General features: G+C 50.1%; 15 protein-coding genes. 8 read left to right on the top strand and 7 right to left on the bottom strand.

From position 1 onward, the window contains the following. Positions 1-182 precede the first annotated feature (182 nt). Positions 183-896, top strand: a complete 714-nt coding sequence (locus JJD41_RS17935) for a DevA family ABC transporter ATP-binding protein (protein ID WP_200668871.1) — start codon at positions 183-185, stop codon at positions 894-896. Positions 897-917: 21 nt separating this feature from the next. On the opposite strand, the gene JJD41_RS17930 is transcribed toward JJD41_RS17935, so the two are convergent. Beyond that, positions 918-1,811: a hypothetical protein gene (locus tag JJD41_RS17930; RefSeq protein ID WP_234488901.1), complete on the bottom strand. Its 894-nt coding sequence runs from the start codon at positions 1,809-1,811 to the stop codon at positions 918-920. A gap of 226 nt (positions 1,812-2,037) precedes the next feature. Here JJD41_RS17930 and JJD41_RS25425 point away from each other — a divergent pair, with 226 nt between their 5' ends. Then, on the top strand, positions 2,038-2,166 hold the full coding sequence (locus JJD41_RS25425) for a hypothetical protein (RefSeq protein ID WP_255547350.1): 129 nt from the start codon (positions 2,038-2,040) through the stop codon (positions 2,164-2,166). Between the two features lie 179 nt (positions 2,167-2,345). Then, positions 2,346-3,119, top strand: coding sequence for an HAD-IIB family hydrolase (locus JJD41_RS17925; RefSeq protein WP_200668870.1), 774 nt, complete (start codon positions 2,346-2,348; stop codon positions 3,117-3,119). 30 nt (positions 3,120-3,149) lie between these two features. Here JJD41_RS17925 and JJD41_RS17920 read toward each other — a convergent pair whose 3' ends face one another. After that, positions 3,150-4,112, bottom strand: a complete 963-nt coding sequence (locus tag JJD41_RS17920) for an RDD family protein (RefSeq protein WP_200668869.1) — start codon at positions 4,110-4,112, stop codon at positions 3,150-3,152. Positions 4,113-4,445: 333 nt separating this feature from the next. On the opposite strand from JJD41_RS17920, the gene JJD41_RS17915 reads away from it, so the two are divergent. Both JJD41_RS17915 and JJD41_RS17910 read left to right on the top strand, forming a co-directional pair. Further along, entirely contained in the window at positions 4,446-6,245 is a 1,800-nt protein-coding gene (locus JJD41_RS17915) for a S8 family peptidase (RefSeq protein ID WP_200668868.1), read from the top strand. Beyond that, complete coding sequence (locus JJD41_RS17910; protein ID WP_200668867.1) at positions 6,242-6,466, top strand: hypothetical protein; 225 nt, start codon at positions 6,242-6,244, stop codon at positions 6,464-6,466. Before JJD41_RS17915 ends, JJD41_RS17910 begins: the two co-directional genes overlap by 4 nt. Before the next feature lie 262 nt (positions 6,467-6,728). Here the strand turns inward: JJD41_RS17910 and JJD41_RS24965 are convergent, their stop codons facing one another. The 3 genes from JJD41_RS24965 to JJD41_RS17895 form a co-directional block, all read right to left on the bottom strand. Then, positions 6,729-7,604: a class I SAM-dependent methyltransferase gene (locus JJD41_RS24965; RefSeq protein WP_200668866.1), complete on the bottom strand. Its 876-nt coding sequence runs from the start codon at positions 7,602-7,604 to the stop codon at positions 6,729-6,731. Between the two features lie 616 nt (positions 7,605-8,220). After that, complete coding sequence (locus JJD41_RS17900; protein WP_234488900.1) at positions 8,221-8,472, bottom strand: hypothetical protein; 252 nt, start codon at positions 8,470-8,472, stop codon at positions 8,221-8,223. 180 nt (positions 8,473-8,652) lie between these two features. Further along, positions 8,653-9,975: an LCP family protein gene (locus JJD41_RS17895; protein ID WP_200668864.1), complete on the bottom strand. Its 1,323-nt coding sequence runs from the start codon at positions 9,973-9,975 to the stop codon at positions 8,653-8,655. Between the two features lie 477 nt (positions 9,976-10,452). Here JJD41_RS17895 and JJD41_RS17890 point away from each other — a divergent pair, with 477 nt between their 5' ends. The 3 genes from JJD41_RS17890 to JJD41_RS17880 all read left to right on the top strand — a co-directional run bounded on the left by JJD41_RS17890 (position 10,453) and on the right by JJD41_RS17880 (position 13,928). Then, the gene (locus tag JJD41_RS17890; RefSeq protein ID WP_459543069.1) at positions 10,453-11,505 is read left to right on the top strand and encodes a mannose-1-phosphate guanylyltransferase; all 1,053 of its coding nucleotides are present in this window, start codon (positions 10,453-10,455) and stop codon (positions 11,503-11,505) included. Between the two features lie 149 nt (positions 11,506-11,654). Beyond that, positions 11,655-12,095: a phosphomannose isomerase type II C-terminal cupin domain gene (locus tag JJD41_RS17885; protein ID WP_200669254.1), complete on the top strand. Its 441-nt coding sequence runs from the start codon at positions 11,655-11,657 to the stop codon at positions 12,093-12,095. A gap of 174 nt (positions 12,096-12,269) precedes the next feature. Continuing rightward, the gene (locus JJD41_RS17880) at positions 12,270-13,928 is read left to right on the top strand and encodes an ABC1 kinase family protein (RefSeq protein ID WP_200668862.1); all 1,659 of its coding nucleotides are present in this window, start codon (positions 12,270-12,272) and stop codon (positions 13,926-13,928) included. Between the two features lie 172 nt (positions 13,929-14,100). On the opposite strand, the gene JJD41_RS17875 is transcribed toward JJD41_RS17880, so the two are convergent. Together JJD41_RS17875 and JJD41_RS17870 are read right to left on the bottom strand one after the other, a co-directional pair. Next, positions 14,101-15,174 (bottom strand): OmpA family protein, encoded by a 1,074-nt coding sequence (locus JJD41_RS17875; RefSeq protein WP_200668861.1) that lies wholly within the window; start codon positions 15,172-15,174, stop codon positions 14,101-14,103. A gap of 7 nt (positions 15,175-15,181) precedes the next feature. Next, positions 15,182-15,739 carry a hypothetical protein gene (locus JJD41_RS17870; protein ID WP_200668860.1) on the bottom strand — a complete coding sequence of 186 codons (558 nt, stop codon included), beginning with the start codon at positions 15,737-15,739 and terminating at the stop codon, positions 15,182-15,184. Between the last annotated feature and the right edge of the window lie 48 nt (positions 15,740-15,787).

The raw sequence follows: 15,787 nt of genomic DNA, 5'->3' as shown, positions 1-15,787 counted from the left end.
TAGCCATCCTCAATCTTGTTGTAAAATAATCTTGTTGTAAAATGAATGGTTTGTAAGAACACGGCAATGCCGTGTCCTTACGGGTATTTTGTAATTTTACAAAGAACTGCTATATAAAAAAATAATCTTTTACCTTTCCTTAAAACTCTCCTCCTTCCCCAATTGTAAACCCCACAAAATAAATGAAACCTTTTACCTCTGCTGTCGTCAATATTAAAAAGTTGGATCATTATTTCGGTCAAGGAGATTTAAGAAAACAGATTTTATTTAATATTCAACTTAAAATTCATCCCGGCGAAATCGTCTTGATGATGGGACCGTCGGGATCGGGGAAAACGACCTTGCTAACCTTAATCGGGGCATTGCGATCGCCTCAAAATGGGAGTATTGAAGTCTTGGGAAATCAGTTGTGCGACGCACCGACGGAACGATTAGTCTCCGTTCGGCGGCAGATCGGTTATATTTTTCAAGGTCATAACTTGCTGCACTCGCTCACGGCCTGTCAAAACGTGCAAATGTCCTTACAACTACATGCGGACAGCTTGACGGATAAGGAGTTATCCGAACGAGCGGCAACCATGCTCGAAGCTGTGGGATTGGGCGATCGAATCGACTATTATCCGGAGAAACTTTCAGGCGGTCAAAAACAGCGCGTCGCCATTGCCCGCGCTTTAGTCAGTCATCCCCAACTCATTTTGGCAGACGAACCAACCGCCGCTCTCGACAGTAAATCCGGGCGAGATATCGTCGAAATCATGCAACGTTTGGCCAAAGAACAACAAACAGCGATTCTGCTCGTCACCCACGACCACCGCATTCTCGATGTGGGCGATCGCATCGTGCGCATGGAGGACGGGCGTTTAATGCGAGCTGAGGCGATCGCCACTTTACCTTAAAGTTGAAAGCGTTAACCATATTTAACGGCGTCCCGTCGAGCGCGATCGTCGAATGCGGGTATTGCCACCGCCTGCCCCCCTGCCATTGGCGGTGCGCCCCGACATCGAAGTATTTCCAGTCATTGGAGGTTTGCCAATCGAGGTCATTTCCCCTGCTGCCGCCGCTTTCGCCGCTCCCCGTCGGGTGTTGGTACGGAAGGTAACGTTTACCCCTTCGTTGGACTGTTCGAGAACGAGCAAGGGAGTCGGTTTCGCTTTTTGGTCCCAGTGGATGTAAGCCACTCGTCCTTGAATCGTCGGTTGCCAGGTATCGTGATCCTCGCGGGCACTCAAGTAGGTTTCCAAACAGTCGATAATTTGACTGATCGTTTTCGAGGTGGCTTGGGTCGGTAATTTCGTCAGTTTAATTTGAATCCGGAATAACACCCGTTTCCCTGATTTGGCAATTTCTCCGAGTTGATATTCCACGTCAAACACTTCGTCTACTTGCCGACCCGTGCCTCGGTTTTCGGCATTCGGACGCAAGGCGACAGAGATTTTTTCCTTAACTTTGACCTTAATTTGGTTGACAATGGCAAAGTGGAAGTTTTCTTCTTCCATCCGCATTCGCAAATAATCTAAGTTGAACTCCCGAGAGTGAATCAAATCGGGGTTCTTCTCCATTTTGGTAATGGTGGCGAGGGCCATTTTCAGTTTTTTCTGGAGTTCGCGATTTTTGAAATCATCGAACTTGATCTTTTTATTGAGCTTGTCGATGCTAAGTTTAGAAAAAACCGCAAAGCCAATTAATAACAGCAACAATACTCCCGAAACCCCCATCCAGATCTTATCTGAAGAGAGCTTGGCCTCGGCGGGCTGATTCGGAGTAGGAGTCTGTGCCAAAGTCGATGGAACGAGGATATGAGAGTTTGTCATTAGTTCTCCTTCATACAAGCACGCTGGAGTTTCACTTTTAGAATGCCCCCGATCCGACGGGCAGTTTCGGTGCATCCCTCAAACGTGATGGGGGAATTTGCCCCGTAAGACTCAATCTTTCATGGTCGATGCCTCCCTCCTCCTCTTAAGCACTATAACCCCTGGAAGCCGATCGCCCGAGGGCAATTCGTACCGATGACCTAGCTGTAGAAGTACGATAACGACAGTGACCATCCGTTCGAGTTCCGGAGGACTCGCCGGGTCGGCGCCTGTCGCGCGATCGCAACGCGACGCCGGAGGCGGATCGCCCGAGTTCAAAAAAGGAGCGGCAATGGTTGCTATCCTCCAAGCATAAAGCCGGGGAGCAGACTCGCCCAAAACTGACACTCGTTTCGCTATTTTTCAATAAATTTGCAAGTATTGGCCCTTGAAAATTTGACTCCCACCTTTAGCGAAACCTGACTTTAGTTTAAAATCGAGGTCTGTCAGTTGGTCACGCTCTGGCCCGTACATACAAAATCTTTAAAATCAATAATGTCTTGTTTGCCCTTATCCGAGGCGATCGCCCAATCTCGTTTGCAATCCGTGCGTTTGGTCGCTACCGATATGGACGGAACCCTCACCTGCAACGGTCAACTGAGTGGGGAATTACTCGAAGTTTTAGAAGCATTAAGAGATCGCGCGATCGCTACACTCATCGTTACCGGACGGTCGGCGGGTTGGGTCAATGGGTTGAGTCAGTTACTGCCGATTGCAGGGGCGATCGCCGAAAATGGCGGTATTTTTTATGCGGCCAATGGCGAATCCACCTTATTAACCCCTATTGTAGATCTCCCCGGTCATCGCCAACAGCTCGCCGCCGTCTTCGCCGAACTTCAACGACAGTTTCCCGACCTTTGCGAATCGTCGGACAACCCCTTTCGCCTCACGGATTGGACGTTTGACGTGCAAGGATTGACCACCCGAGCGTTACACTCACTTAAACTGCGCTGTCGTGAATTGGGGTGGGATTTTACCTATAGTTCCGTGCAGTGCCACATCCGCCCCCTCGGTCAAGATAAAGCTCAAGGCTTACTCTCGGTCCTGTCGCGCTATTTTCCCGACCATTCCCCGGATTGCGTCGTTACCGTCGGGGACAGTCCCAATGACGAAAGTTTGTTCGACCCGCACTATTTTCAGCTCTCCGTCGGCGTGGCGAACGTCCTCGACTACACCACCCGCCTGACCCACCAACCCGCTTACGTGACCGGACAACCGGAAGGGTGGGGCTTTTGCGAATTGGCCCGGGCCTTGGTCGCATCGGATTAGGCGATCGCACCCCCACGGCGGTGAATCGAGTTAATCGATGCTTTCTTGCTCTCCTGCTGGGATTTCATTGGGTTTGTTCCATAAATCTTGCGGGTTTTCGATCGGTTCGACGCTTCCCGAGAGAAATTTCCACTGTTGATTTTCGCGATCGAGAACGACGGTAATTTTAAACTCTTTATCAATCTCACCGAATAACATCGCGATGTCCTCTTTAAACTCCCAGCGATAAAAGTTGATATCTTCTCGATTCTCTAATAAAAACTGCAATCCCGGATTGCCTAACAAGCGTTGTTGAAAGCTTTCTAAAGTTTCTTCGGCTTGTAAGCGGCTCGATGAGGTGGTGTAGGCCGATTCTAAGTTGTCGATCTCAAATCCTTTTTCCAATCTCATGAAATAAGTATTGGTCGCCCTCGCCGTGGCTTTGGTTTCGGGAAAATAAGTGCTGACAAAATAAAACCAAATTGTCAAATTAACGATCGCGACGGCTAAGAGAATCCAACCGACGATTTTTTGCGGACTGAGGGAATATTTGTTACTCGGAATCGTCGGAACCGCCGCGTTCCTTTTAATCACGAGGGTTTTGGCAAAGCGATCGCCGAGGGTTTGATACTTCGGCGAGAGCAAAATTGGCGAGAGCAATAACAACAAATCAAAGGGTTTGAATAGATTGCGAAGGGCCGCTTGCACCAAACTGGGGCGATGTCCCCGTACTGTCACGACTTCGGCCTGAAAGATAAACTTTCCGAGGGTAAAGCCGAGGAAGGATTCCCCCAGGGACAAATAAGCAACCAGAATTAGGTAAATCACGAACAGGTTTCGAGGCTCGTTTAAGGTGACCACTTGACTGTCCGCAAATAACCCAGTAACCCCGATATTAAATTGAAGACCTAAGCCAAACCAACAGATTGAAATTAAGAGTAAATAATCGATTAAACCAGCGAGGATACGACGTAAAAGGTTGTCCGGAAATGATTGAGAGCGGCGAGAGGTCATAAGGATGGTTTGCGGTTCGAGCAACAATGTCGGTCGAGTGAGTGGTTGGCCGAGGTGTGGGAGCGGGGGAGACGAGAGGACAAGGGACAGCAACGGCAAAGGAAATCGACCAGGGCGTAAAAGTGGCGATCGCGTCAAATTGCCGTCGTTGCCGACCCCCCAGGGGGAGCTAAGGCTCAAAACCGGGCGATCGCGCTGCCATCGGTTCGGGAAATCATTCTAACCCACAGGGGCAGACCCGCGATCGCCACTGACGATCCCGAAATCGTCCCGACGGATTGGAGCTGGGTTGAGTTATGGTGGTGAAATAACCAGCGCTAAGGTTAATCGAATATGAAAAAAATATTCTTACTCGCCTTATTTTTAGTAGGGCTGAGTTGGGCGTTGTTCAACTTCAAAGGTCTGGCAAACCAAGGCACGTTCGATGCAATTGTCTTGGATTTTCGCGAAGATCTCGCCGCCGGACAAGTCGAACGACAACTCGACCAACTCGGCGATCGCTACGGGGTCAAAGCCCGCCTCAACAGCGAATTTTCCCGGGAGGACAACTTTTATATTGTCGAGGGCGATCGCCAACTGCTGAAAACCCTCAAAAAATCCGACCTCTCGAAGTACACCGAGTATATCGAGCCGGATTATCAGTACAAAGCTCTCACTATTCCCAACGATCCGCTCTACGGTCAACAGTGGAATTTCCGCAGTATCAACCTCGAAAAAGCTTGGGAAAATACCAAAGGCAACGGGATTACAGTTGCCGCGATCGATACGGGAGTTTCTAAAGTTCCCGACCTCAAAGACACCCAATTTGTCAAAGGCTACGACTTTGTCAACGATCGCGAACTCGCCGACGACGACAACGGACACGGTACCCACGTCGCCGGAACGATCGCCCAAACGACCAATAACAATTACGGGGTCGCCGGAATCGCTTACGAAGCTAAAATCATGCCCCTCAAAGTCCTCTCTGCAGGTGGAGGCGGCAACATCGGCGATATTGCCGAAGCAATCAAATTCGCCGCCAATAACGGCGCCGATGTCATTAATATGAGTCTCGGCGGCGCGGGCGAAAGTCAAGCGATGAAAGAGGCGATCGCCTATGCCCACGAGAAAGGCGTGGTCGTCGTGGCCGCCGCAGGGAACGAAAATCGCAATTCCGCCTCTTATCCGGCCCGGTACACCCACGTCATCGGCGTGGCGGCGATCGACTCCACCGGACAAAAAGCTCCCTATTCTAACTTTGGCGCGGGGGTCGATATCTCCGCTCCCGGTGGCGATACCAGTAAGGGCGAATCCGGCGGCATTCTCCAAAATACGATCGCGATCGATCCGGATACCCGCCGTCCCACCAGCGTTTTTAAAGCCTTCCAAGGCACCAGCATGGCCGCCCCCCACGTCGCCGGGGTCGCCGCTTTAGTCAAAGCCTCCGGCGTCGAAGACCCGGACGAAGTGGCCGAAATCCTCAAACAATCGGCGCGAGTGATTAAAGACGACCCCCTCAACCACTTTGGCGCGGGTCAACTCGATGCGGCGAATGCAGTGCAACTGGCGATGCACGGTAAAATCGACTTCCGCGACTTCTTCCGGTGGTTGCGCGATAATGGCTATCTCAATCCCGGTTTCTGGATCGATGGCGGCGTTTACGCTTTAGTCCCGAAACTGCTGATGATGCTCGGGTCTTACTTGCTGGCGTGGTTGCTGAAAACCTATTTCCCGTTCGGCTGGACTTGGAGTATGGCAAGCGGCCTGATTTTCGGCAGTTCCGGCTTGTTCGTCCTGCGCGGTTTCTATATCTTCGATTTGCCCCAATGGCCGATGCGGGTCATGGGCAGTTCGCTGCCGGAATTGGGAACGGCGATTCAAGGGAGTAGTGCGTTCAACCCGATTTTTGCGAGCGTGCTGATTCCGGGGATTTTAATCGTGCTGCTGTTGGGTCACCCGCAGTGGAAGAATTTCGCGATCGGTACGACTCTCGGTGTGGCAAGCTGTCTGGCGATTAGTGCGGTTCTCGTCCCGGGTCCGATGTTACTGTGGCTCGGCAGTGGTTTGGGCGCCCGGGCGTTCTTGTTGGTCAATGCATTATTGTGCTTTGGCTTGGCCCGTCTGGCGCTGAAAGGAGAGGAGAAATTGGCATGAGTGTATCGCTAAGCGGAACGATCGAACGTCGCGAAATGGGTACGGGCGCTTGGGCGTTGGTCGCCGATGACGGTCAAACTTACGAAATTTACGAAGGCGCCCCCTCGGACTTGTTGAAACCGGGTCAAAAGGTTAAGGTTAACGGTCGCATCCGCGATGATGTGATGACCTTGGCGGCGATCGGTCCGGTGTTGCAGGTCGATGGGTTCGAGCTGAATTAGGCAAGGATTTTGTGGGGCGGGCATCTTGCCCGCCTTTACTAAGGCTCCCCAAATTCCCAAGTAGGGCAATCGCATACTAAATCGAAGAGAGGACTTTGAGCAGATAGTCATTGTCCCAAGCGGCACGGAGACCTTTGACGTGTTCCACTTGGCCTGACTACTCCTTCACCAGATCTCCTATTCGAGTATCGGATTGCCCTGTGGATGACACGCCCTAGGTTAGGCGATTTCCCACAGTTCTTTAACGCACGATCGGTTTCATTTAATGTGAGTTTTTATCAAATACGGAAAAAAGCTGGGCGAGGAGCAAGCGACGCTTTTTTTCGTCCAACTGGAAGCTATTGTTAGGCTGAATATCTGATGGATTATCAAGAGGAGGTTTTTTGGCTATTAGAGCTGTAGTACAAGCCAGTTCAATATTTTTTTCCATGGGAAGTTCTTTGACAAATTTTTGTTCAAAATAGTCTATTGGGTTACCAATCAAATCAGCAACAGTCATTCTAAGAAATTCATTTTTTGCATCACGGTCTAAGCCGCTTAACCAACTCTTCAAAAACCAAGTTAATGTCCATATGGGCAAGCCACTAGCTATTACCTCTTGTTTCTCGATATGCAAAAAGTCATCAAACAGGTTTTTTAACCCTTGCATACTCATGTTATAATAATGGTTGGGATAGCCATGCAGGGGTTGCAAGAAAGGAACTACACAATAAAGCGTTGCACCAGGCTTCATAACTCGTGATATTTCAGATGCACATTTAAAAGGATCTTTGACATGCTCTAATACGGCAAGAGAAAAGACTGCATCAAAAACGTTATCTTTGAAAGGAAGCTCTTCCCCAACCCCTAAAACATCTGTGGTATCATACGGCACAATTTCAAAATTAACCACATTATTGTAGTAAGTGGAACGCTTCCCAGAACCACAATCTAATATTAAACCATTTGAGTGTTGTTCGATAATTGATAAAGCAATTGGATCGTAGCTATTTGATGAAACGTTCTTGGTATTAATAATATTGTATTTTTTCTGTATTTCTTGACTTAAAAAATTAAAATTCTTCCTTGATTCCTTGTAAGGGAGATCGTCCCTAATTATCGCTCTTATTTTATTTAATTTTTCTTTCTTGCCTTTCACGGAAAATCTCCGATAGGTTTGGAAGCCCTGTCGCTTGAGCGCAGGGAGGAAAAACGACACGGGCGGTTTTAATCGCCGTCCCCTCGTGGGGGGGAGCGAAAAGAGGTACACTTTTCCCTCGCTCCTGTTAGCCGGAGCCACCTAACGTGCACGGCGTAATAGCGCCTCGCCAATGTTATCGGTCGGTACTTTCCAAACCGCACGGTCTTACCCCTCGTACGACGGTTTAACTGTTTGGTTCTAGAGCAGGGGACTGGCACCTTATCCCCAGGTAGGAGCTTTAACGCTTGCCGATAACGTAGCCCTCAAAGGACTTAGGCTGAGTAGGGGCGTTTCGCGAAACGCCCCTACTAAAGGAGAGGCACGAAGCCCCGTCTCTTTAGAGCGGGGTGCTGACGATCGCAACGTGCGTTCTGGATAAGTTGAAAGAGGTGCATCCCAAATTGACTATAATTATATAGCTATTTTCAATTCTATGAGGTAAAAATTGGGGGAATGAATTTCCTCTTCCGCCGGAATGACCGGGTGAGTGGGTGTACCTCATGCTGGTGAGAAATGCTATAAATCTCAAGTTCTATCTCTCAAGCGGAGCTAAGCTTGGAGCAGGGTAAACGCATCAAAATTCAGAGCCATGTTGTGCATGGGAATCCGGGAAAGCATAGCTAAGAATCTCAAGCAGGAAGGAGTTATCCAGCCGAACACGATAACGCTCGATCTTGAAACTGCCCTTACCAGGAGGCTGCTGATGCAGTAAATTCAACGCCAAACGCCTTAAGAGACTGACATTATGAGCCGCATTCTCGGCACGAAGACAGGAGGTATCTTCAGCAAAGACCGCATCCAAACACCAGTTATACAGGATTTTCAACCTCCCAGTGAGTATGAAGCCAAGTCGCTGAAGATGTAACGTCAGCCTCAAAGGAACCTTGATTGTCGCGCTTGGAGTTGGTGTTCCAACCAGACAGAACATTGTAGCACAAAGATTGGCTTGCGATTCATCTCTCGCTTCAATGGGAGATTTAAAGCGAGAGATGAATTGCGGATTTGGCTAAAATCTAAAATCCCCCCTCTCTACATCTTCGCCAATACGAAGGGTTAAATCGGAGTCGAGGTAGCCTGTGGAACTGGTTTCTAAACGAGGGAATTTTAAGAGGGTTTGAAGGGTTTTTGCACTTTCTAAATCACCTTTCTGGACGATGATTTGGCTGTGGGGTTGGCGATCGGGCCAATCTTCGATCGCGTAGACGTTTTTAAATCCTTGTCTTTGTAACTCGTGTAAGAGTTTGCGGGGGATTTGGGGGTTGCCGGAGGCGTTTTGAACGGCGATATCGAGGCGTTTTAGGGCGCGTTCGTCGGGTGGCGATCGCCGCTCGGTTTCGTCGCCGTTGCCGAAATATTGAGCCATGACCCGATCGCGCCCTTGGCGATCGACGATCCAATAACTGCGATCGCTGTCGTGTCCGTCGCTGATTTTTCCGGGAAGCATCACCATTTGCAAGCTTTCCGGCGATCGCCCCAATCCCATTTTGACGGCGGCGAGCAGTTCTTCCAGACTCAAGTTGGTATTGATATACTTCTGCATGACTCGCACAACTTTAGACACTTGAGGTAAAACACTCGGATCGCTCAGCCGCGTCTGTAGGGCTTCGACGAGTAAGTGTTGGCGTTGAATGCGTCCGATATCGCCGTAAGCGTCGTTACGAAAGCGGGCGAAATGTTCGGATTGTCGTCCGTTGAGGGTCTGCCAGCCGGGTTTGAGTTCGATTTTGAGTTGTTGGGTGCGATCGGTGTAGGACATCGGGTAGGGGACGAAGACCTCGACGCCACCGAGCAGATCCACGAGTTCGCGAAAGGCTCCAGTTCCGATGCGGATGTAGCGGTCGATCTCGACATCGAGCAGGTCGGAGATCGCCTCGGAGGTGAGGGTAATTCCGCCGAGGTAGTTCGCTTCGTTAATTTTGGCGTAGCCGCGATCGCCCAACCGGACCCGGGTATCCCGGGGAACGGACAGTAAACTGATGCTTTCGCGGTCGGGATCGAGCCGGACCAGGAGTAAGGTGTCGCTGCGTCCGGAAAAGACGGCTTCGGGGTCGTCAGGAGCGTCGAGGGGGGGATCGACGCCCATCACCAACAGGGTCATCGGTCGGGCTAACTCGAAGCGGGGAAAGCCCATCGAATCGCGATTGGGGGCGATCGCCTTCAATTTTTCGGCAGCTTGTCGGGCTTGCAGTTGTTGGGGACTCAGGGCATTTTTCGGATCGATCAGCGCTAGAACGCCGCCGACGGTGGCGGCGACGGTCGTCATCAATAAGAACGTAAAGCTCCAAAACACCAACCGCGCCAGTTTGACGCTCAACGGTTCGGGGGACATCGGTATCGATTTGCGGGATTTGCGCGATCGCCTCGGAGGGCGCTCGGGTCGTTTCGGTGATTTTTTCCCCGATTTGGGTACGTTGTCATATAGGTCTAGCGCTTCAAACATTTTCACGCAAAGATTTTGAGAGGTATTTTGAGATTGACTTGGAGATGGCCGAGGGTTAAGTTCGGGTTAACAACATTTCTGGAAAAAAGTAGGGGAATTTTTCAATATTTTTTGAAAAATAAATTATCGCTAGTTTTCTGTGGACTCAAGTTTAAACCTCAAAATACTATTTTTTAGCCCAAAACTTTACTCTAAATTCATAAAAAAATAGCTCGTATTTTTGAGGCACATGTTATCATCATTTGACAGAAAAATAAAGAGAAATCGGAGGGTTGAATTGTCAAGGTTTGTGACAACTCAATTCTCCCGGCGATCGCGAAGCCTCGATCGCGATCGAGTTGTCTAAATGGAGCAATGAAATCATCTATGATCCCCGTTATTTTAGCTGGTGGAAAAGGCGAACGATTTTGGCCGCTCAGCCGTCGGGCGCGACCCAAACAGTTTCTTTGCCTCGATCGCACGGGTAAAAGCCTATTACAAGCGACCGCCGACCGACTGCTCGACGTGGCCGGAGGATGGCAAGGCTTGTGGGTGATTACCAGTGCCGAATTGAGCGACGGCGTGCGCGAACAACTGCCCGAGTTACCCCCGGAAAACCTGCTCGCCGAACCGCAAGGACGGGATACCGCGCCTGCGGTTGCCTGGACTACCTTAGAAATTGCCAAACGCCACGGGGATGATGCCCTCATCGGCTTTTTCCCGGCAGATCATTGGATCGGCGATCGCGAGGGGTTCAAAAACACCTTAGAAGCGGCGAGCCAACTGGCGAACAGCCAACGGGCGATCGTCACCCTCGGGATCGAACCGACCTATCCTTCTTCCGGTTACGGTTACATCGAACAGGGACAAGGCGCCGGAACCTATGCCGGAATCAGCGCCTATCGGGTCAACCGCTTTACCGAAAAACCCGACCGCGAGACCGCCGAAACCTTTATCAAAACGGGAACGTACACCTGGAATAGCGGCATGTTTATTTTTCGGGCCGGAGTCGTCATCGACGAATTGCGCGCCTACGCCCCGGAAATTCTCGATCCGATCGCCGAACGCGGGGTCGCCGCTTATGCGGATTTACCGAAAAAGAGCATCGACTACGCTTTGATGGAAAAAACCCATCTCACTTACGTCCTGCCCGCCGATTTTGGTTGGGACGACCTCGGGGACTGGAACGCCCTCGAACGACTGCTCAAAGATGACGAGTGTCCCAACGTGGAAGTCGCCCGTCATCTCGGACTCGATACGCAAGGGAGCATTTTCTACGCCAGCAACCCCGAAGAGGCGATCGTTACCATCGGTTTGGAAGATGTGGTCGTCGTTCGGGATGGGAACGTCACCCTAATTGTTAAAAAAGACCGCACTCAAGACATCAAAAAAGTGCTCCAAATCTTGAAAGAACGACCGGAATACGAATCGGAATTATAACGACAACAGTCCCGACGCGATCGGCGCGTCGAGCCAACTGCGCTATGGTGGAAAGTAACTCGCGATCGGCCCCGATCCTCAATGCGGCGATCGCCCCACCCGTGCGCGACTCTCTCCCGATCTTACCGAGTAAATTTAGAGGTCAAACCATGAGCGAAACCACCACCCCAACCCAAAACGCCACCCAAACCCCCCAAGAAGAAAAAGAAGCGGCCCGCTATCCGGAAACTTCCGAAACCCAAGAACGCTACTGGGGAACGGTCACGGTTTTAGAAACCGGACAGCGCTATCGCATCAGTCGCTTGGAAATTAAACCCGGTCACCGGATCATGACCCAAATTCACTACCACCGCAGCGAACATTGGATCGTGGTGTCCGGAACCGCCAAAGTGATTTGCGGCGAAGACGAATCCCTCGTGATTCAAAATCAGTCTACTTACGTCCCGCCGTGTACGGCGCACCGGGTGGAAAATCCCGGCGTCATTCCCCTGGTCTTGATCGAAGTGCAGAATGGGGAATTTCTCGGGGACGAAGACACCGTGCGCTTAGCCGACGACGCGATCGGCCATGGCGATCGCCAACCATCATAAACCGTAAATTCGCAATCTCCATTCACGGGCGATCGCCTCGCCGTCGCACTCGATGACTCTGGCGGATGGGAAGCCTTCAGGGAATGTCCTACAGGTCGAGATTGGAGTCAACCGTCGCAGGAGCGGCGATCGCTCCAATCCAAAATCTACACTCTACACGCTAAATTCTGCTTCATGCTTTCCAATTTCGTTCAATCTAGCGCTCGCCAACGAGAGATCGTCGAAATCGTATTTCGCAACGGTTGGGATTACATGCGGCGCTTGCTCACCGCAGGGAAAGCCGACGACGAGCCGAAACTGCCCCCCCCTGCGGTCTTACGCAATATCCTCATCGATCTCGGTCCGGTCTACGTCAAATTAGGGCAACTCCTCAGTACCCGCCCGGATATTTTACCCCCGGAATACATCGAAGAACTGACCGCCTTACAAGCAGAAGTCCCTCCGGTTCCTTGGGACGAGATCGAAATCCTCATTCGCCAGCAAATCCGCCAACCCCTCGAAGAGGTTTTTCACACCCTCAATCCCCAACCCGTCGCCGCCGGATCGATCGCCCAAACCCACCGCGCCACCTTGGCGGACGGTCGCGAAGTCGCCCTCAAAGTCCAGCGTCCCGGACTCGAAGAAGTCGTCGAGCAAGATATTGCCTTGCTCAAAGGCTTGGCGGAGTTGGTCTCGATCACCGATATCGGACAGGCTCAAGATTTGATGGGATTGGCGGATGAATTTGGCAACGCCTTACGCGCCGAGTTAGATTTTGCCAAAGAAGCGACCTATACCGATCGCCTCAGCCGCAATTTATCCAAAAGTCGCTGGTACGACCCGAAAAAGCTCAAAATTCCCGAAGTTTTTTGGAATTTAACCACAGAAAAGTTATTGGCGATCGAATGGTTGGACGGCGACCCGATTTTACTCGCCGACTATAACGGACGAGAACACGGTGGCGACAGCGAAGCGCAGAAAAAAGAACTCGTTACCCTGTTAACCCGGGTCTTTTTCCAGCAAATTTGCCTCGACGGGTTTTTCCACGCCGACCCCCACCCGGGGAATTTATTTTATTTAAAAAACGGACAAGTCGCCTTACTCGACTGCGGGATGATCGGACGCATGGACCCGCGCACCCAGCAGTTACTGATCGAGATGCTCTTGGCGATGGTCAATTTAGACGCCCAACGCTGTTCCCAGCTTTCGGTAGAAATGGCGGGAGTATCGAGCAAGCGGGTCAATTTGGCGAATTTAGAGAGCGGTTACGATCGCCTCTTGCGGCGCTATTACAATTTGAGCTTGTCCGAGTTGAGTTTCAGCCAGATGTTTTACGAAGTCCTGCAAGTTTCGCGGGAAAATAATTTGAGATTGCCCTCGAATATGGGACTTTGTGCGAAGGCGATCGCCAACCTCGAAGGAATCGCTCGCACTCTCGACCCAGAGTATAATTTCGCCGAACAGATCAAGCCCCTCATGACCGACCTGTTCGGGCGCCAACTCGTCGGCGAAGCCCCGTTACAAGGCTTGTTGCGAACCGCCCTCGATTTGAAAAACCTCTCGTTACAATCCCCCCGCCAATTGGAAGTGTTTTTAGACCGGGTGACCACGGAAACCTTGCAATGGAATATCGCCGTAAGCGGACTCGACGGACTGCGCCGGACGATGGACGACGCCGCCAACCGCCTCTCGTTCAGTATTTTGGTCGGTTCTCTGATTATGGGCGCCGCGATGATTTCCTCCCAAACTGAGATTTCGCAAGTCTACTGGGTCAGCGACGTGTTGTTCGCGGCGGCGAGTATTGTCGGGTTATGGCTCATTTTTAGTATCCTGCGATCGGGTCGCCTGCGCTAACCATTACTCTCGTCACATCCAGACCCTATCTATCCTTCCTGTTGCAGGCGCAATTCTGTGTAGGGGCGAACAATTTTTCGCCCCTAAAAAATTTGGGCATCGTGCAGACATTCTCTCATCGATCGCGACGATCTCAATCTTCATTGCAGTAATGATTTCAGTAATGATATAACTAATCACCGAGATTCGCCGCATTTTGCTCGGCATAATTCAAGTTATTCTGATATTCCTTAACTTTGGCTTGCGCCCTTGCATAGTCGGAACTCGACTCGGGAACCACCTGCATTAATTGAATGGCTTGTTCCCATTTTGCCGCTACCGCTTGCCACTGTTCGGGAGTTTTCGCCTCCTGGGTTAAAACCGATGCCCGCGTTGCTGCATTTACCCCTTCTCGAAAGGCATTTTCGGGGGAAGATCGAATCGTCCTCGTTTCTGTTTGAATGATAAATTCAACCCGGCGATTTTGTTGCCGTCCTTCTGGATTGTCCGTTCCGTCACTTTTCTGATTGGGGGCGATCGGTTTTGCCTCTCCAAACCCTTGCGTTTGAATGCGAGTGGGTTCTCGATTAAACACGTTGACGAAATAATATTTAACCGCCGCCGCCCGCTTTTCAGATAATTCTTGATTGTAGTCTTCCTCTCCTTTGTTGTCAGTATGTCCGTAAATGACTACGGCGGGATTATCAAAATAAGTGAGCAGGCGATCGATTTTGGTTAAAAGGGGTTTGGCATCGGCTCTAACGTTATACTTGTCAAAGTCAAATAAAACATTATCGGGTAAATTGAATTTAATCCCTTCTAATGTTGTTTCTGCTTCTAATTCGGTTAAAGTTTGCTCGACTTCAGGTGTTGTCGGAACGATAGTTTCAACAATTAAATTGCCGGGATTCGTCGGATTAGTTGGAGGTATTGGCGTCGGCGTTGCTGGTTCGGGTTCGACCTCAATTTCTGTCGTTGTTTCTGGTGAAGTTTCGGCGGTGATGGTACTGGTATTGGAGGAAGTGATGTTAGTTTGGCTGTTATTGGTTTCAACGATCGCAGTCGTTGATGTCGAGTTTGGATTTTCGACGATAAACGTACTCGTTTGGGTCGTCAGGGGTTCGACTTCGACACGACTCGGGGAGATGGGAATTGAGGTGAGTGTGGTGACTTCTGGATAATTTTTGGAGGGGAATTGGCAAGCGGTGAGGATAACAATCAGGATCGGGGCGATCGCAACTTCAGATTTACTAGTTATAACACCCATCATGCTATCACCGTTCGATTAACATATTTTTAAATTCAAGTCTGGGATAATCTCTTGTATTAGCAGAAATTGAATTTGTCATCAAACCTAAATAATTAGCCTGTGGTGAAATGCGACCAATAAAAACAAATTGACCTTGGAGAGTAGTTCCAGGCTGAATGAGTATATTTGGATTTTTGGGAGGAACAGCTAACAAGTAATCATTACCTCTGTCGAGATGATTTTTATTGACATCATCATATAAAATCATCCCATCTCTATAGTTAAGCTGAATAGCATTTCGGCTGCCATTAGTAATGGATAAATCAACAATAATACTATCTTCAGCGAAAGCAATTTGAGTTAAGTGCGCCCAAACTTGTCGATTATTCACCTGTAAATCATAAATTTGGGGTGGTGGTAATTTGCCTGCCCGTTGAGGATGAGTATTATTGTCTTGTTGTTCCGTCTCGTTCTGTGCATTCGCGTTACCAGAATTAGAGGACAGTTGGGCGAGGGGATTGCTTTGACAGCCCGTTATCAATAGACAGGCGATCGCGATCGCCGAGTAGATGCGAAACTTCATCGGAGATTGACCAAAATAACCAGGGATTAATCACCTATCATACAATTT

Origin of the sequence: Oxynema mangrovii CENA135, assembly GCF_016632315.1 — a bacterium.
In the GTDB taxonomy this organism is placed as follows: Bacteria; Cyanobacteriota; Cyanobacteriia; order Cyanobacteriales; family Laspinemataceae; genus Oxynema; species Oxynema aestuarii.
Note: the sequence above shows the minus strand (reverse complement) of the source record. Positions and strands in the feature narration are given on the sequence as shown.